Consider the following 18,651-nt stretch of genomic DNA (forward strand, 5'->3'; position numbering starts at 1 on the left):
GCCGAAATAAGAAGATATTGATTAGAGAAAAAGATGGATTTGTCTTCGAAGAATATAGGAGGGGGAACATGGAAGAACGTGTATTTGATAAACAGCCACATAGGCAGGAAAGAAAGAAGAAAAAATTTGCCTTCATTACTAGTGGCATTTTATTGCTAACGATCGGTAGTTTGATCCTTTTTGTAAACGCATTCATTGGACGATCTGTTGAACAAGTGAATGGTACGATCAACTTACCAATCCTGAAAGAACAAGTACAGGTAATAACGGATGAAAATGGTGTTCCACATATTAAAGCTGCGAATGATCATGATTTGTACGTAGCACAAGGATATGTTCAGGCACAGTATCGGTTGTTCCAAATGGAGATGTCGAGAAGACAAGCATCTGGCACATTAAGTGAAGTAGTAGGAGAAGCAGCGATTGATCAAGATAAATATTTTCGAACATTGGGTCTAAGAAGGGCAGCTACCAAATCCTACGACATTTATAGCGAACAAGCAAAGCAGGTATTACAATACTTTTCCGATGGCGTAAATGCCTACGTGGATGAAGCAATACGGACCAACCGTCTGCCGATTGAATTTACCTTAATGGGAATAAAACCAGAAGCATGGACACCAATAGATTCATTAACCATTGGGAAGTATATGGCGTTTGATTTAGGCGGGCATTGGGAAAGACAAGCATTCAACTACTACTTATTACAAAACTATCCGGAAAATAAAGCGTATGAACTATTTCCTGATTATCCTGAAGAGAAGCCAGTAATTATGGAAGAACCGTATGTATCGATACCAGAAAGCTTTGATAAGGCGATTATCCCCCCTGCTTTTAATGGAAGTAATAACTGGGTAGTAAGTGGGGATAAAACAGCATCCGGATTACCGTTACTTGCAGATGATCCTCATTTAGGATTAGCTACCCCATCTATATGGTTACAGATGCAATTGGAATCAGATACGAATCATGTAAGTGGTGTTATATTTGCAGGTGTTCCTGGAATTATTTTAGGTCATAACGATACCATTGCATGGGGGGTTACAAATACAGGCCCAGATGTACAGCAATTGTATTTAGAAAAACAGCATCCTGAGAGGGAAAATCAATTTTACTATGAAGGGAAATGGGAAAAGGCAACGGTTATAGAAGAACCGATTAAAGTAAAAAATGAGGAAACACTAGATTATCATGTAGTAGAAACGAGGCATGGGCCAATTATCTCTGAATTCGCTGAAGAAAGCGGAAAAGATACAATGCTATCTTTAAGGTGGACAGCACTCGAACCTACCACAGAATTGGAAGCCATTCTTGAAATAAACCGGGCAAGTGACTGGTCTTCTTTTGAAAAAGGGCTTGAAAAGTTTCTCGTACCTGCGCAAAATTTTGTGTTTGCACAGAAAAATGGAACCATTGCTTATAAGGCAAATGGAAACATACCAATCTATCAGGATGGGACTGATGCGTTATTACCATTACCAGGGTGGGAGAAAGAAAGTGAATGGAAAGGGTATATCCCTTTTGAACAATTACCACGTATTGTAAACCCTGCGAAAGGTTATATTGCTACAGCAAATAACAAAATTACAACAGAAGATTATCCTTATCATATAAGTAATGTTTGGGCACAACCATATCGGTATGAACGAATAGCAGAAGTATTAGAATCTAGTAATGCATTAACCGTTCGTGATATGCAAGATTTGCAAATGGATACAAAGAACATGCAAGCAGAAGAGTTTGTCCCTGTTTTTTTATCGATATTGCGTAATATGAACATTTCAGAAAAAGAAAAACAAGCGGTCAATGTCATGAAAAAATGGGATTACCATGATGAAGCAACAGCAGTACAACCATTAATCTTCCATCATTGGATGAATGAATTAGAAGCAATTATCTATCAAGATATACCAGATAATATGATGGATTTATTTGGTTCGCGCGGTCAAACAACAGATGAGCTAATTCGAAAATCTGTTGAAGGAAAAGATGCAATATGGGTAGAGAACGCAGGTGGATTACAGCAGGTAGTAAAGGATGCACTAACAAATTCATTGAATAAACTTGAAAATGACTTTGGAAAGAAGATGAATGATTGGCAGTGGGGAGATTATCATCAAGTCTCTTTCCGTCATCCATTATCTGAAATCAATCCAGTACTAGAATTCTTTTTCAATAATGAAGCCCCTTTACCTGTTGGAGGGAGCAAAGTAACACCTATGGCTGCTGCCTACAAAACAGAGACAGGTATCGTGAATCATGGAGCTTCTTGGCGTTTTGTTGTCGATATGGAAGAACCAAAAAAAGGGTATCATATAGTGGGCCCAGGACAGTCTGGTCATTTCAAAAGTGATTGGTATCATGATCAATTAACAGATTGGGTTCATGGCAGTTATCATGAAACAACACTTTCGCAATCACAAGGTAATTTGTTGATTTTCCAACCAGAATAAATAATAGATTGGTCTAAATGCTAAAGTAGGACAATATTATTACCCGGGAAATATCGAAAAATGATTTTGTTTCACGGAAAAGCTCGAAATAGAAAATAAGCTGGGTAAAATGACTATGGTTTTTTTTTCCAAACGTGATCAGAAAGCACATTCGATTAGGATGGAAAATTTAGAATATTATTTAAATCTTGACAGCGTTTGCATACTAAAGTATGATTAGTTTACAAGTTAATTATGTGGCGGAGAATAGGAGACCCACACTTTAATCGTATCTTCCTTGGGGGGAGTATATCATTTAAAGTGCGGGTCTTTTTGCATACCATCAATCATATGTTGGAGATGTAAACGTTTTTTTAAAACATAGTTAGCTTTGAGAAAATAAAATAAGGGGTGTTATACATGGCTGAGTCTGAATTTCTAGCAGAACTAATCGGCACGATGATTCTAGTTATCTTTGGGGGCGGAGTTGTTGGAGGCGTTTCCTTAAAGTCATCAAAAGCAGAAGGTGCTGGTTGGATAGTCGTAACCATTGGCTGGGGACTCGCGGTTGCATTAGGTGTATATGCGGTTGGTAATTATTCACCAGCTCATATTAACCCAGCAGTTACGTTAGGCTTTGCAGCAATAGGAGAATTTCCATGGTCAAAAGTACCAATGTATATAACTGCACAAATGATAGGCGCAATTATTGGGGCGGCAATTGTTTTCTTAAATTACTTACCGCACTGGAAGAAAACGGATGATCAAGCAGCAAAATTAGGTGTATTTGCAACTGATCCGGCAATACGTAGTCCTTTTTCAAATTTATTAAGTGAAATTGTAGGTACATTTGTACTAGTGATGGGTCTTTTATTCATTGGTGCAAACGAATTCACAGAAGGGTTAAACCCAATTATTGTAGGGGTATTAATTATTGCGATTGGGATGTCCTTAGGTGGAGCAACCGGTTATGCAATTAACCCTGCTCGTGATTTAGGTCCACGAATTGCTCATGCGATTCTACCAATTCCCGGAAAAGGTGGCTCTGATTGGGGATATGCATGGATACCAGTTTTAGGTCCAATACTAGGAGGCGTCTATGGTGCGTTCTTTTATAATGCATTTTTCATGGGTGATTTTACAGTAGGTTTTTGGATTACAAGTGTTATCATGGCTATATTAATTGTAAGCGCTGCTAGTATGGAATTAAAGAAATCGCAAACGGTTTCTGATAAAATAAATAATAAGGCTGTTTAAGGAGGAGATAGTGATGAGTAAACAATACATTTTGTCAATTGACCAGGGTACTACAAGCTCTCGTGCGATCATCTTTAACCAAAATGGTGAAATTGTAGAGACAGCTCAGAAGGAATTTGAGCAATTCTTCCCATATCCTGGCTGGGTAGAGCATGATGCAAATGAAATCTGGACCTCCGTACTTGCGTGTATTGCTGAGGTGCTACGCAAGGCAGATTTAGAAGCAAATCAAATTGCGGGTATCGGTATTACCAATCAACGAGAAACAGCAGTTGTTTGGGATAAACATACTGGTAAACCTATTTATAAAGCAATTGTATGGCAATCGCGTCAGACAGAAGCTATCTGTAAAGAGTTAAGAGAAGCTGGATACAATGATCTATTTAGAGAAAAAACAGGTTTATTAATTGATCCATACTTCTCTGGTACAAAGGTTAAATGGATCTTAGATAACGTAGAAGGAGCAAGAGAAAAAGCCGATAATGGTGACCTTATGTTCGGCACAATTGACAGTTGGTTAGTTTATCGACTTTCTGGTGGAACTACGCATATCACTGATTATTCAAATGCTTCCCGTACATTAATGTTTAATATTTATGATTTGAAATGGGACGATGAGCTACTAGAAATTCTCACTGTACCTAAGAGTATGTTACCCGAGGTAAAACAATCTTCGGAGGTTTATGCACATACGGTATCTTACCATTTCTTTGGTGAAGAAATCCCGGTTGCTGGAATAGCTGGTGACCAACAAGCAGCGTTATTTGGTCAGGCATGTTTCGAAAAGGGAATGGCTAAAAATACTTACGGTACGGGTTGTTTTATGTTGATGAATACAGGTGAAGAAGGCGTTAATTCCGAAAATGGTCTTTTGACGACACTTGCATGGGGAGTAGACGGAAAAGTAGAATATGCACTTGAAGGAAGTATCTTTGTAGCGGGATCTGCGATTCAATGGCTTCGCGATGGGCTTCAATTAATCCAAGATTCTCCAGAAAGTGAAAGCTATGCAAGTAATGTTGATAGCACGGATGGAGTATATATGGTTCCTGCCTTTGTTGGATTAGGTACACCTTATTGGGATAGTGATGCTAGAGGTGCCGTGTTTGGTCTTACTCGTGGTACCACAAAAGATCATTTCATTCGTGCCACATTAGAATCACTAGCGTACCAAACAAAAGATGTGTTAAATGCAATGATCGCTGATTCAGAAATTGATTTAAAAACACTACGTGTTGACGGTGGAGCAGTTAAAAATAACTTATTGATGCAATTTCAAAGTGATATTATAGGAGTTCCGGTGGAGCGCCCTGTCGTACAAGAAACAACAGCTCTAGGCTCAGCTTATTTAGCAGGTCTTGCTGTTGGGTATTGGAAGGACAAAGATGAGATCGCACAGCAATGGAATGTTGAAAAGACATTTGAAAACAACATGGAAGACCAGCAACGTGAAGATTTATATGCAGGATGGAAGAAGGCAGTTGAAGCAACACGTGTATTTAAATAAAACATACGACTGATATAAAAAGGGGTCATGATTATCGCAAATGGTAAGAATGACCTCTTTTTTTCGTATTTAATCGAAATGTATTACAATAATAAGAAAGGAAAGGAGTCGTGCATATGAAGAAAATTATAAATGATCCAAATCAAGCAGTACAAGATATGGTAAATGGTTTTGTTGCAGCTTATCCTGACAAGGTGACATTAATACCTGAAACACTAGCAGTGGTTAGAAAAGATGCTCCAATCACTGGGAAGGTTGGTCTTGTCAGTGGTGGAGGAAGTGGACATGAGCCTGCACATGCGGGATATATAGGAAAGGGAATGCTTGATGTAGCTGTTGCTGGAGAAGTGTTTACATCTCCTACCCCGGACCAAGTTTTAGAAGGTATTAAAGCAGTGGATGCGGGAGAGGGTGTATTCTTAGTCATCAAAAACTATACAGGGGATGTCTTAAATTTTGAAATGGCTGCAGAACTAGCAGAAGCAGAAGGGATACAAGTTGAAAAAGTAATCGTAAATGATGACGTTGCAGTAGAGGATAGCTCCTTCACCACTGGTAGGAGAGGGATTGCTGGAACGGTTTTCGTGCATAAAATTGCTGGGGCTAAAGCAGAAGCTGGTGGATCGTTATCAGAGGTTAAGCAAGTTGCTGATAAAGTAGTTGCAAATGTAAGATCGATGGGAATGGCCTTGACTTCAGGTACCGTTCCAGCCGCAGGCAAACCGGGTTTCCAATTAGAAGATAATGAAATGGAAATTGGTATTGGTATTCACGGAGAACCAGGTATAGAAAGAAAGCCAATTGCTTCAGCGGATACGATTGCCCAAGAACTAACAGACCGTATCCTTGATGATATCGATATTTCCAATGGAAATGAAATTGCTGTTTTAATTAATGGTTTAGGAGCTACCCCTGAAATGGAACTATATATAGTAAACCAGAAAGTTCAAGCCATTCTTCGTGATAGAGGGATAGAGGTTTATCGAACTTATATTGGGGAATATATGACTTCATTAGAAATGGCAGGCTGCTCGATTACGGTATTGCATTTAGATGATGAATTAAAGCCACTACTTGATGCACCGTCTGAAGCTCCTGCATTTCGAAGGTAGGAGGGATAAAATGGAATTAGATGTTTTAAAAACTGTAGAATGGATGGAACAAACAAATGAGAAAATGCAAGCAAAAAAAGATGAATTAACCACACTTGACCAGCCTATTGGTGATGGAGATCATGGAATTAATATGGCAAGAGGGTTTCAAGAAGTAGTCAATAAATTAAATGATACCGAATATAATGAGGTTTCTGCTGTACTGAAGGATGTTGCAATGACGTTAATGTCAAAAGTAGGTGGTGCTTCAGGGCCATTGTACGGTACTGCTTTTTTAAAGATCTCTACAGCAGTCAAAGGGGCAGGCACTGTCGAAAGAGACTTATTTGCTAAAGCTTTAACCGAAGCTGTTAATGGCATAAAGCAAAGAGGGAAAGCCACAGAGGGTGAAAAAACAATGATTGACATGTGGTCGCCCATATCTGAAGCATTCCAACAAGCAAGTGACTTTCGTCCAGAAGATATGATGGAGGCAGCCCAAGCCGCATTAGAAAGTGTAAAAGAATTAGAGGCAACCAAAGGCAGGGCAGCCTATTTTAAAGAAAAATCAGTTGGTCATCTAGATCCGGGTGCTGTCTCTACTTTTTATCTATTTGAAGCTTTAGCTGATGTTTGGAAAGGAGACAACTAATATGGCGTTCGTAGGTATTGTACTCATCTCACATAGTTCCCACATTGCCGAAGGAACAAAAGAACTCATTCGTCAAGTGATGAAGGAGGTTCCAATTGAAACAGCAGGTGGAACGGACGAAGGTGAGATCGGGACAAGTATTGAAAAAATCAACGCTGCCATTGAACAAGCCAACCAAGGTGAAGGAGTTTTACTGTTTTACGATATCGGTAGTGCGAAAATGAATGCAGAAATGGCGATTGAGATAACAGGTCGTGATGATCTGAAATTAATTGAGGCGCCAATTGTGGAAGGATCGTATGTAGCTGCTGTGGAAGCGGGTATGGAAAAAAACCTCGATGAAGTTTATCAATCTGTTACAAGATCGTTTGGAAAAAAGCAGTAAAAGATGGATCCTCGGCAGTTAATTGCCGAGGATATTTAAAAAAATTGAGATGCAAAGTTGGACATTTATTATAACTGGATATGGAGGAAGTTGATGGTCACATTCGAAGCGATAAAAATTGCACGACATACCATTGCCGATACGATAAATTCTACACCGATTTTACGTTCGACGCAGCTGTCAAAGTTATTTGGTAATCATATGTTCTTTAAGGCGGAACATCTACAACAGACTGGGTCATTTAAAATTAGAGGAGCAACAAACAAGGTCAAACAAGCAGTGAAGGATGGAGCTTCCCTTGTTACGGCTGCATCTTCAGGTAATCATGGGCAAGCAGTTGCCTATATTGCAAATCAACTAGGAATTCCAGCTACAATTGTTGTGCCAGAAGATGCAAACCAAAGCAAATTGAATGCGATTAAGGCTTACCATGGAAGTATTGAAAAATGTGGCTATACATCAGCTGATCGCTTACCAAGGGCTGAAGCATTAGCAAAAGAAAACCAAGGAGTAGTCATTCCACCATATGATGATCCATTGATAATTGCAGGTCAAGGGACCGTTGGATTTGAAATCCTGGAACAATTAGAGGACGTTGATGTCGTTGTTGTACCAATAGGTGGTGGTGGATTAATCTCCGGCATATTAACAGCAATAAAGGAAAAGAAGCCGTCAATTAAAATCATCGGCGTAGAACCGGACACAGCCCAAGATACATTTCTTTCCTTGCAATCTGGACAAATTACTAGTATCCCCCCAACCAGGACTATTGCAGATGGGCTTCGGACAACCCATCCTGGCCATGTAACATTTCCCATCGTTCAACATTATATTGATGATGTTGTGTTAGTTCGTGAGCCGGAGATAAAAGCGGCGCTTTCGCTAGTATTAGAGAGAATGAAACAGCTGATTGAGCCTTCTAGTGCTGTTACGGTAGCTGCAGCGATGTTCAATAAAATCTCAGTCCATAACAAAAATGTTGTTTGTGTACTGTCAGGAGGAAATGTTGATATTCGTCTAATTGAAACCATGATTCAATAAGTTAAATAAGCACGTAATGAATATAAATCATTCATTACGTGCTTATTTTATAGCTTAAATCCAGTTCGACTCTTAAAGCGTTTCAGAATAATGGAGCTTTCAACTCGAGTAATTCCTTCTACTGAGTATAACTCCTCATTTATAAAAACTTCTAATTTCTGAAAATCCTCTACCAGGACATGCATATGCAGGGTACTTGGACCAGTCATTTGGTAGATACTAGCAACTTGGGGGTGATCAGCCAGGTTCTGAGCAACTTCCTGCAACTGCATCGGTTCTACATCTACTTCGAAAAAAGCAGATACTTGTTTTCCGAATTTCTCTGAGTTGATAACAACCGTAAACTTCTCAATGACACCTTTTTCCTTTAAATTTTGAATGCGATCTTTTACAGCCACACGAGACAAACCAACTTTTTCTGCCAGTTCGACATAGGATAAACGGCCGTCTTCAGCAAGTTCTTCTAACAGCTTCTTATCAATGTTATCAAGTTTCATCGTTTTCGGCTCCTACATTTATTTTCAAGCTAAATCTAGTTTACCAGAATATCTTGGTAAGAAAAACTAGATGATACTGAAAATGTAAACAGCAACATAAAGTAAGAAAAATATCCCTTTACAATTTCAATAGGAAGAATAATTTTTATTTAGGTTTATTTATGTCAGAAAAATATATTGACAGCTGTATAATTGTTTATTATTATATTAACTAATTTAACAAAAGTATGAAATTACTGAAAAATAAAAGGAGGAAATAAAATGTACAGTCGTTTGACTTGTATAATCGCTCTAGTTGGTTTATTTCTATTAACTGCATGTAGTTCCCCAAGTAGCGGAAGTGGAGAAGAAGCAGCTGCAAATTATCCTTCAAAGGATATTCAACTCGTCGTGCCTTGGGATGCTGGTGGGGATACAGATGCAATTAATCGCATCGTCGCTGAAGAATTAGAAAAGGAACTTGGCCAAAGTGTTGTTGTAAAAAATGTTGCTGGTGGAAGTGGTGTGATTGGGGCACAACAAGCAATGCAAGCAAACAATGATGGATATACCTTACTTGCCATCCATGATTCGGTAGCGATGTCGCAATTAACCGGACAATCTGATTTTGGATACTTTGATTTTGAGCCTGTTTCTTTAATGACTTCTACATATCAGCTTGTTGCAACTAATCCATCTAACCCCTGGGATTCAATGGAAGACGTTGTCCAAGATGCGAAAGCAAAACCTGGAGAGATTACCTATGCAGCATCTATTGGCTCTACATCACAACTAGAACCAGCGCTAATTCAAACTGCAGCAGATATTCAATTTAATATTGTCGGGTATGATGGTACGGCAAAACGAATGAAAGCAGTTGTTGCTAATGATGTCAGTTTAGGAAGCGTTTCGATCGCAGCAGGAAAAGATTATATGGAAGATGAACGAATGAAATTATTAGGCTATACAGGGGAGGAGCGAAGTCCAGAACTGCCAGAAGTTCCTACATTAAAGGAACAAGGAATTGATGTAATAAACGCAGCGAACAGGGGAATTGTTGTACCGAAAGATACACCAGAAGCAATTGTTTCAAAATTAAATGAAGCATTGGAGAAAGTTGCAAATAGTCCGTCATTTAAAGAAAAAATAGCTTCATTAGGTACGGAGGTTAACTTTAAAGGTACAGAAGCATATATTGAATTCTTAAAAAAAAGTGAAGAAGATATGAAAGGTTCACTAGAAAAAAGTGGATTACTAGATAAATAGGAGGTTGTGCATTGGCAAATGCTAAACGTGATTTTATAAACGCGATTATCTTGTTAGCATTTAGTGGGTTTGCCTATTTCGGGTCAACACAAATACCCATTCAAGGTCTTGGGAAAACAGAAGCAGACTTTTTCCCAACGATCGTTATTTCTGTATTAGCGATTTTAAGTATTTGTTTGCTGATTATAAGCATGTATCGTATGACAAAAGAAAAAAGAATGGAGAAAGTAGCTATTCGTAAAGTGATTAAACGGAATAAAAAAGTGGTGGCAACCTTCGGATTATTTGCAGGCTATGTTTTTCTTTTGCCATATATTGGATATTTTATTGCATCTGTATTATTCCTGATCAGTTTATACATAGTACTTGCACCAACTAAAAATAAATTAGGATTAGTCATTTTAGGGATGATCGGGTTAATTTTGCTGTTATATGTAATATTTCAACAGGCATTATCCGTGTTTCTACCTCCTGGAATGTTCTTTTAAAGGAGCATCGTGTAAATGGAATCAATACTATTAAGTTTTGAAGCAATTTTAAATGTAAAAACCATCCTTATTTTATTCATTGGGGTCATTGCTGGTATTATAGTAGGGAGTATACCTGGGTTCACTATAACGATGGGGGTAGCTTTGACGTTACCGTTTAGCTTTGGAATGGAACCAGTGAATGGGATTGCGCTGATGATGGGGGTACAGGTTGGTGGCAGTTCAGGAGGCTTAATAACCGCCTGTTTATTAGGAATTCCGGGGACACCATCCGCGATGGCAACAACGTTTGATGGATATCCGATGGTTAAAAACGGTCAGCCAGGTAAAGCACTAGCCATTGGTTTATGGTCTTCCTTTATAGGCTCCATTATTTCTGGAATCATCTTGATTTTTACTGCACCGATATTAGCAGAGTGGGCATTAGAATTTGGCCCATGGGAAATGTTTGCATTAATGTTATTTGGAATCAGTGCTATAGCTAGTTTAAGTGAAGGGTCGATGTTAAAGGGATTAATTTCAGGAAGCTTAGGTATTATGTTTGCCCTGGTTGGCTCTGACCCGCTTACTGCAGTATCGCGCTTTACATTTGGGTTTACAGAACTGATGGCAGGTTTTAACTTCTTACCGGTACTAATAGGGATATTTGCCTTTTCTCAGTTAATGGACGATATCCGGAAACCACCGAATCAATTAACATTAGACAGTACTGCACCGATTTCTTATCCCATTTTTAAAACAATACGCGATTTATGGAAATCTGGAGTTAATGTTGTGCGTTCGAGTCTTGTTGGTACATTGGTAGGTATTCTGCCTGCTGCAGGTGGTAGTATTGCTAATATATTAAGTTATGATATTGCTAAAAAGTTTTCAAAGCAGTCGCATGAGTTTGGAAAAGGGAACAAAGATGGCTTAATTGCTGCTGAATCTGCAAATAATTCATCTATCGGTGGTTCACTTGTTCCAATGCTATCATTTGGAATTCCGGGAGATGCGGTCACAGCAATGATGTTAGGTGCCTTATTGATACATGGAATTCAACCAGGACCATTATTAATGCAGAATCAACCAGTCTTGGTATATGGAATATTTATTTCGTTTTTCTTAGCAGCCATTTTAATGTTGGTTGTACAAAGTTTTGGAATCAAAGCATTTATGAAAATTAATCAAATACCGCATCACCTATTAGTTCCCATTGTTTTACTATTATGTGTCTTAGGTAGCTATGCAGTAAACAATCGAATCTTTGATGTTTGGGTTCTATTGTTTTTTGGGATAATCGGATTTTGGATGAAAGCCAATAAGTTCCCGCTAGCCCCGTTTATTTTAGGTATTATATTAGGCCCGATGATTGAAGAAAATTTACGACAGGCTATATCTGTAAGTGCTGATTTATCTTTATTTTTGACACGCCCACTATCTGCAGTATTAATTGTGCTTTCTATTATTTCAATGGGATATGGAATTTATAATAATATGAAAAACAGAAAGAAAACAGGAGAAGATTCACTCGGTCAATGATAAGAGAAGGGGAGTATGACTTACATGGAATTTTTTAATTCACAGACGTACCCATATGCTGCTCCAAGGCAAGCAACATATGCGAAAAACGGTATGGTTGCAACATCTCAGCCACTTGCTTCACAAGCAGGTCTTGCTATTTTGAAACAAGGAGGTAATGCAATTGATGCCGCCATTGCAACAGCAGCTTGTTTAACAGTTGTAGAACCTACTTCAAATGGAATAGGTGGGGACGCATTTGCTTTGGTGTGGACGAAGGGAAATCTACATGGCTTAAATGCTAGTGGTAGATCTCCAAAAGCAATATCAATCGATGCAGTAAAAGAAGCTGGACATCAAGCAATTCCAAAATATGGCTGGATTCCAGTTACGGTCCCAGGTGCACCAGGAGCTTGGGCAGAACTCTCGAAGCAATTTGGAAAACTTCCTTTACAAGAGGTGCTAAAGCCTGCCATTCTCTATGCACAAGATGGATTTCCTGTGTCACCAACATTAAGCAAGTTCTGGAAGAAGGCTTACGATGTGTTTAAAGCGCAATTAACAGATGATATGTTCCGTGAGTGGTTTCAAACGTTTGCACCAAATGATCGTGCACCGGAACCTGGAGAAATTTGGAGCTCGCCTAATCATGCAAAGACATTGCAGGAAATCGCAGAAACAGGTGCAGAATCTTTCTATCGTGGAGAATTGGCTGAGAAAATAAGTAACTTCTCCCAGGCAAATGGTGGATTTTTAGATCTGGATGATTTAGCATCCTATCAGCCGGATTGGGTGAGTCCGATCAAAGTCAACTATCATGGTTATGACGTATGGGAAATTCCACCTAATGGCCAAGGAATTGTTGCTTTACAAGCTTTAACTATTTTAAAAGGTTTTCATTTCACAGCCAAAGATTCAGTAGATACATACCATAAACAAATCGAAGCGATTAAATTGGCATTTTCTGACGGGCAAGAACATGTAACAGAGGAAAGGTATATGAAACGTTCAGCAGAAGAATTGCTAAGTGAAACTTATGGAAATGACCGAAGAAGCTTGATTGGTGATGCAGCCATGCAGCCAGAAGCGGGTGAACCTTCATTAAGCGGTACCGTCTATTTAGCTACTGCAGATAATGAGGGGAATATGGTTTCATTTATCCAAAGTAATTATATGGGATTTGGATCTGGTCTTGTAGTACCGGGAACTGGTATTGCGTTGCAGAATCGTGGTCATAATTTCTCTTTGGATCCGAATCATGTCAATGTATTAGCAGGAAATAAACGAACGTATCATACCATTATTCCTGGATTTTTAACGAAAGATACGCAACCGATTGGCCCATTTGGAGTTATGGGTGGTTTTATGCAGCCGCAAGGACATGTGCAAGTCATCATGAATACGATTGATTTTCATTTAAACCCACAAGCAGCATTAGATGCACCTCGTTGGCAGTGGATGAAAGATAAACAAGTGGAAGTAGAACACCGTTTCCCACATCATATCGCAATGGATTTAGCCAAAAAAGGACATGATATTCGCATCCAATTAGAACCGAATAGCTTTGGAAGAGGGCAGGTTATTTGGAGGGATCCTGATACAGGTGTCCTCGTTGGAGGAACAGAATCTCGTACAGATGGCACGGTAGCGGCTTGGTAAATAAAAATAACAACTTAGAAGAGGTACGTGACATATGAAAACACATTGGAATATCTTTATTGCGTTCTTTCGGGTTGGTATGTTGGGATATGGTGGTGGACCCAGTTCCATACCGCTGGTTCACAAAGAAGTAGTCGATAAATACAAATGGATGAGTGAAGAGGAATTTGGTGATTTATTAGCATTAGGCAATACATTGCCAGGACCAATTGCTACAAAACTTGCTGGTTATATTGGGTATCGTGTATCTGGTATATGGGGAATGATCAATGCTGTTTTAGCAACGATTTTTCCAACGGTTGTCCTTATGATTATTTTATTATCTTCCTTGTCATCTATTAAAGAATATGACTGGGTACAAGGAATGACGGCAGCGGTAATACCTGTTGTTGCAGTTATGCTTGCTACGTTAACTTGGCAATTCGTCCAAAAAGCAGGAAAAGGGATGGGATGGGTACAAACAGGTATCTTGTTGCTAGTTGTGTTCATTTTGCTGCAATTTCTGCAAATACATCCAGGAATTATCATAGCAACATTATTAATCTTAGCGCTTATTAAAAAAGATAAAAATCCTGAGCAAGATACGGCAGTCACCGAAAGGGAAGGTGATTCTTAATGATCTACTGGGAAATATTTCTGGCCTTTTTCATACCAGGAATTTTAGGCTACGGCGGTGGGCCGGCTTCTATTCCTCTGGTAGAAAATGAAGTGGTTACACGCTACGGCTGGATGAATGTTCAGGAATTCAGTGAAGTGCTTGCACTGGGAAATTCACTGCCAGGACCAATCGCTACAAAGATGGCTGGTTACATTGGTTATGATGTTGCGGGGATTCCGGGTGCTGCCATAGGTGTTTTTGCTACTGTTGCCCCGTCCCTACTATTAATTATTGTCTTATTAGGAATACTTTATAAATATAAAAACTCACCGAAAGTAAAGCGAATGACGCTCTATATACGGCCGGTTATTGGTATTTTATTAGGAGTAATGGCTTGGCGCTTCTTTAGTGAATCCTATGAAGGTATCGGCTTATGGCAGACAGTCATTCTAACAGTGGTTAGTTATTTGTTAATTGAACGGGTAAAATTACACCCAGCATTTGTCATCGGTGGGGCACTTATTTATGGCGGGTTTTTCTTGTAAATAGAAAGGTTAGCTTCATAGCTAACCTTTCAGAGCTTGTAGTGAAATCAGATGTTTTTTTGCAAGCTTTTTTTAGTCTCGCCGGGGAGAAAACCACTCGCTTTCCGTGGGCGAACGCCCAAGTCTCCTCGCGAAACTCACGCTGCGGGGTCTTGGCTCGCTCGTTATTCTACAGGAGTCTCGTAGTTTTCGTCCCACAGAACGGTGGCTTACGTATTGCCCAGGGGAAGGGGGTGACGACATTAGCACCCATTAGAAAAGACTGTCAAATACGTTCTCGACAGCCTGAAAGGTTAGCTCTTTAGCTAACCTTTCTCTTTTTATTTCACTAACCCTAGCTTTTTCAGGCCATTAAAGATACCTGAATTATCAACAGAAGTCGTTTGATGTTTGGCATATGGGAAAAGTTGAGGATCGCCATTTTCCATAATGAATCCTTCACCAACTGTTTGCAGCATTTCTTTATCGTTCATCCCATCTCCGAAAGCAATCGCTTGTTCTTTGTATAGCTGAAGGTGATCAAGCACTTTCTTCACAGTTTCTCCTTTATTTACGCTGTCGCGAATAATATCATAACAGTTAGAAACTCCATTTACATTGACTCCAGATAAGTGAATATCTTCCTCAATCGCTTCATACCATTGCACTTGTTCAGGGCTGACATTCATTATGGAAGCCCCGAGAATATGGTCAAGTGAATCATCTGTGAGTTTTTCATTTTGTTTTAGCTGAAAAACTTCTATGAAGTCTTTGGTAGCTGGACTGGATAAGGAAGTAAAATAATTTTTTTTCGTTGTATAACATACAAGTTCATGTTGATGCTTGCTGGCAATTGATAGAAATTCCTCTAAAGTATTACGTTTCATCGGTTCATTGACAAGCGGTGTATCTTGATACACGGCATAGGAGCCATTATAACCAATGTATGCATCAACTCCCAATTCATGCGCTAAATCATTGACTTCATGAAGTGGTCTTCCTGTGCATAGAAACACAAGTAACCCTTGTTGTTGTACTTGCTTAATTGCCTCTTTTGTAGAGGGTGTATATGTATGGTCTGGCTTTAAGATGGTACCATCAATATCGAGGAATAGAATTTTATAGTTCATGGACTTCTCCTTTGCTTGTTTAATCATTGCTTGTTCCTTCTATTATTCAAATACGAAAAGCATTTGTCAATTCGTATGAAATGGGAGAAGCTTATTTAATGGTAACGCCACCATCCATGACAATTTGTTCTCCTGTAATTAAATTCTATTTCTTTTTTCGCTTTTTCCCCTGTCCATCCCTTTTTTTCTAACTCTGTAAGAATAACAATAGGTGAGATTGTATTTATATTGATGTGAACTGGCGCTCATTCATAAGCAAGGGATTTGTCCTACTCTAAATTGTATTCCATGTAAATCCTCTTTAAGTAATTAAAAAGGTGTGTTTAAATTCATAGAGAAATCATTCCTTTTTGGAAGTGACCGTTGAAGCAGAAATCAATATCAGAAAGGAATACCAATTTTTAAATAGCACTATCGGTTAGAGAGTTTTTAAATAATCAGATAATATTCATCAAAAAAGTAGTGGGCTTTGTTATCCCACTATTCAAGTCTCATTCGTAATAATAGTATCAATATGATGTGCGTCTAACTTGTTTAGAAATGGCGACTCAATTGGTTGATCTGTGATTAACCGGTCAATTTGACCAAATTTGGCAAATACAGCACTGGATGATTTACCAATCTTAGAAGAATCGACCAATGCTATTACCTTGGAGGCACGTTTTACGATCTCTTTTTTAATTTGAACTTCATATAAGTTAAAGTCCTCTAGTCCGTTTTCCAAGGAAAATCCATTTGCAGACGTAAACATAATATCAATATTTACATAATCAAGAATATCAATTCCTAAAGTACCTTCAATTGATGTTGATTTTTTGGTAACGACACCACCAATTAATATCACAGTGATATCCGGATTATCTTTTAACTCGATCGCTGTTTGCAGGCCGCTTGTGACAACAGTTAACCGTAACGAGGTGGAATTTAATAATCGAGCCAATTCCAGAGCGGTAGAACTTGCATCAAGTAAGATACATTGTTTTTCTTCTATTAAATCTAGTGCTCTTTTTGAAATTTGTATTTTCTCTTTTTTATTCTTTTTTTGTCTTACATTAAAGCTTGTATCATTTTCTTTATCTTCATTAATTACTGCCCCACCATGCGTTCTTGTTAACAACCCATCGTTCTCCATTTTATTCAAGTCTGTTCGTAACGTTGCCTCAGATACCCCGATTTGGGAAGCGATTTCTTTAACTGTAATTCGCTTCCTTTCATGAAGAAGATCAATAATTTTACTTCTTCGCTCACTAGCAAACATTTTCATGAAGTTTCACCCTTATATTTATTCTACCTTCATCTTATTGTATTTCACTGCATTTATCAATATAAATTCAATTATGTTTTTGTTTTCTGTCGTTTTTAATATAAATTAAACAAAATAATTGAAATCGAAAAAAATCAAAAAATAATATTGACAATGTGAAAATGAATGATAACATAGAACTAGAGATTGAAAACGATTTCAAAGTTTTCAATCATTCCAATGATGTCTTATACTCCAAAAATTTGATTTAAAGGGAGATGGAAGTATGGAAAAAGCAGTGGAGAAACATGCTGTGAAACAGCAAGAAATACCTGAACATATGAAGGCTATTGTTGCATATAGCCCAAAAAATTATAAATTTGAGGAGCAAGTGGAAACACCAAAATTAGAAAATGACAAAGAAGTTATCATCAAGGTGGAAGCTTGCGGAATATGTGCTGGTGATATCAAAGCATATGACGGTGCACCTAGTTTTTGGGGTGATGAAACACAACCAGCTTATATAAAAGCACCGATGATACCAGGGCATGAATTTATTGGGCATGTTGTCCAAAAAGGAGATGCAGTAACCGACTTTAACATTGGTGATCGTGTGATATCAGAGCAAATTGTCCCATGCTGGGAGTGCCGTTTCTGTAACCGTGGTCAATATTGGATGTGTGAGAAACATGATTTATACGGATTTCAGAATAATGTAAACGGTGGTATGGCTGAATACATGAAGTTTACGAAAGAAGCTATTAATTATAAAGTACCTGAAGATGTACCAATTGAAGATGCGATTTTGATTGAACCATATGCTTGTAGTCTCCATGCTGTTCAACGGGCTCAAGTGCAATTAGGGGATATCGTTGTATTATCAGGTGCAGGTACGTTAGGGCTTGGGATGGTAGGAGCAATAAAGAAGGCTGGTCCGAAAAAATTAGTTGTTTTAGATATGAAAGAAGATCGGCTTGAATTAGCAAAACAATTTGGGGCAGATGTCGTATTGAATCCTAGTAAAACAGATGTCGTGAAAGCAATTAAAGAGATGACCGAGGGGTATGGATGTGATATCTATATTGAAGCGACTGGGCATCCTAAGTCAGTGGAACAAGGACTTCATGCGATTCGTAAGCTTGGTAGATTTGTAGAGTTCAGTGTGTTTGGAGAACCGGTATCCGTTGACTGGAGTATTATAAGTGACCGAAAAGAGCTTGATTTATTAGGGTCACATCTTGGACCGTATTGTTATCCACTTGTCATTGAAGGAATTTCAAATGGAGACTTTCCAACTAGTGGTGTTGTAACACATCAATTACCTTTAGAAGCGTTTGAAGAAGGGTTTGAACTAATGAAGAAAGGTGAGCAATCGTTAAAGATTATATTAAAACCTTAATGA

At 38.5% G+C, this 18,651-nt stretch carries 17 protein-coding genes; 14 read left to right on the forward strand and 3 right to left on the reverse strand.

Annotated features, from left to right (window positions below; genetic code table 11):
- The first annotated feature begins 68 nt into the window (after nt 1-68).
- The 7 genes from BN990_RS05550 (at nt 69) to BN990_RS05580 (ending at nt 8,365) form a co-directional block, all read left to right on the forward strand.
- Nucleotides 69-2,453, forward strand: coding sequence for a penicillin acylase family protein (locus tag BN990_RS05550; RefSeq protein ID WP_038242863.1), 2,385 nt, complete (start codon nt 69-71; stop codon nt 2,451-2,453).
- A 399-nt stretch (nt 2,454-2,852) separates the two neighbouring features.
- Complete coding sequence (locus BN990_RS05555) at nt 2,853-3,689, forward strand: MIP/aquaporin family protein (RefSeq protein ID WP_021289223.1); 837 nt, start codon at nt 2,853-2,855, stop codon at nt 3,687-3,689.
- Nucleotides 3,690-3,702: 13 nt separating this feature from the next.
- Nucleotides 3,703-5,196 carry a glycerol kinase GlpK gene (gene glpK, locus BN990_RS05560; protein ID WP_021289222.1) on the forward strand — a complete coding sequence of 498 codons (1,494 nt, stop codon included), beginning with the start codon at nt 3,703-3,705 and terminating at the stop codon, nt 5,194-5,196.
- A gap of 116 nt (nt 5,197-5,312) precedes the next feature.
- Nucleotides 5,313-6,308 (forward strand): dihydroxyacetone kinase subunit DhaK, encoded by a 996-nt coding sequence (gene dhaK / locus BN990_RS05565; protein WP_038242865.1) that lies wholly within the window; start codon nt 5,313-5,315, stop codon nt 6,306-6,308.
- Nucleotides 6,309-6,318: 10 nt separating this feature from the next.
- A complete protein-coding gene (gene dhaL / locus BN990_RS05570; protein ID WP_021289220.1) occupies nt 6,319-6,939 on the forward strand; it encodes a dihydroxyacetone kinase subunit DhaL in 621 nt (206 codons plus the stop codon).
- Between the two features lies 1 nt (nt 6,940).
- Nucleotides 6,941-7,324 carry a dihydroxyacetone kinase phosphoryl donor subunit DhaM gene (dhaM, locus tag BN990_RS05575; RefSeq protein WP_021289219.1) on the forward strand — a complete coding sequence of 128 codons (384 nt, stop codon included), beginning with the start codon at nt 6,941-6,943 and terminating at the stop codon, nt 7,322-7,324.
- A gap of 93 nt (nt 7,325-7,417) precedes the next feature.
- A complete protein-coding gene (locus BN990_RS05580) occupies nt 7,418-8,365 on the forward strand; it encodes a threonine ammonia-lyase (protein ID WP_021289218.1) in 948 nt (315 codons plus the stop codon).
- Between the two features lie 47 nt (nt 8,366-8,412).
- Here the strand turns inward: BN990_RS05580 and BN990_RS05585 are convergent, their stop codons facing one another.
- Nucleotides 8,413-8,862 carry an Lrp/AsnC family transcriptional regulator gene (locus BN990_RS05585; protein ID WP_021289217.1) on the reverse strand — a complete coding sequence of 150 codons (450 nt, stop codon included), beginning with the start codon at nt 8,860-8,862 and terminating at the stop codon, nt 8,413-8,415.
- A gap of 261 nt (nt 8,863-9,123) precedes the next feature.
- Here BN990_RS05585 and BN990_RS05590 point away from each other — a divergent pair, with 261 nt between their 5' ends.
- Genes BN990_RS05590 through BN990_RS05615 form a run of 6 tightly spaced genes read left to right on the forward strand, consistent with a single transcriptional unit; the run spans nt 9,124 to nt 14,897 of the window.
- On the forward strand, nt 9,124-10,107 hold the full coding sequence (locus BN990_RS05590; RefSeq protein WP_038242867.1) for a tripartite tricarboxylate transporter substrate binding protein: 984 nt from the start codon (nt 9,124-9,126) through the stop codon (nt 10,105-10,107).
- Between the two features lie 11 nt (nt 10,108-10,118).
- Nucleotides 10,119-10,595 carry a tripartite tricarboxylate transporter TctB family protein gene (locus tag BN990_RS05595; RefSeq protein ID WP_021289215.1) on the forward strand — a complete coding sequence of 159 codons (477 nt, stop codon included), beginning with the start codon at nt 10,119-10,121 and terminating at the stop codon, nt 10,593-10,595.
- 15 nt (nt 10,596-10,610) lie between these two features.
- Nucleotides 10,611-12,116: a tripartite tricarboxylate transporter permease gene (locus BN990_RS05600; protein WP_021289214.1), complete on the forward strand. Its 1,506-nt coding sequence runs from the start codon at nt 10,611-10,613 to the stop codon at nt 12,114-12,116.
- 24 nt (nt 12,117-12,140) lie between these two features.
- On the forward strand, nt 12,141-13,754 hold the full coding sequence (locus BN990_RS05605) for a gamma-glutamyltransferase family protein (protein WP_038242869.1): 1,614 nt from the start codon (nt 12,141-12,143) through the stop codon (nt 13,752-13,754).
- 34 nt (nt 13,755-13,788) lie between these two features.
- The gene (locus tag BN990_RS05610; RefSeq protein WP_021289212.1) at nt 13,789-14,370 is read left to right on the forward strand and encodes a chromate transporter; all 582 of its coding nucleotides are present in this window, start codon (nt 13,789-13,791) and stop codon (nt 14,368-14,370) included.
- Complete coding sequence (locus tag BN990_RS05615) at nt 14,370-14,897, forward strand: chromate transporter (RefSeq protein ID WP_021289211.1); 528 nt, start codon at nt 14,370-14,372, stop codon at nt 14,895-14,897. Before BN990_RS05610 ends, BN990_RS05615 begins: the two co-directional genes overlap by 1 nt.
- Nucleotides 14,898-15,217: 320 nt before the next feature.
- On the opposite strand, the gene BN990_RS05620 is transcribed toward BN990_RS05615, so the two are convergent.
- Both BN990_RS05620 and BN990_RS05625 read right to left on the reverse strand, forming a co-directional pair.
- The gene (locus tag BN990_RS05620) at nt 15,218-16,033 is read right to left on the reverse strand and encodes an HAD family hydrolase (RefSeq protein ID WP_021289210.1); all 816 of its coding nucleotides are present in this window, start codon (nt 16,031-16,033) and stop codon (nt 15,218-15,220) included.
- A gap of 457 nt (nt 16,034-16,490) precedes the next feature.
- On the reverse strand, nt 16,491-17,270 hold the full coding sequence (locus BN990_RS05625; protein ID WP_038242871.1) for a DeoR/GlpR family DNA-binding transcription regulator: 780 nt from the start codon (nt 17,268-17,270) through the stop codon (nt 16,491-16,493).
- Between the two features lie 265 nt (nt 17,271-17,535).
- On the opposite strand from BN990_RS05625, the gene BN990_RS05630 reads away from it, so the two are divergent.
- Complete coding sequence (locus tag BN990_RS05630; protein ID WP_187370448.1) at nt 17,536-18,648, forward strand: MDR/zinc-dependent alcohol dehydrogenase-like family protein; 1,113 nt, start codon at nt 17,536-17,538, stop codon at nt 18,646-18,648.
- Nucleotides 18,649-18,651 lie beyond the last annotated feature (3 nt).

It is taken from the genome of Virgibacillus salexigens, assembly GCF_000723585.1.
GTDB lineage: Bacteria > Bacillota > Bacilli > Bacillales > Amphibacillaceae > Virgibacillus > Virgibacillus salexigens.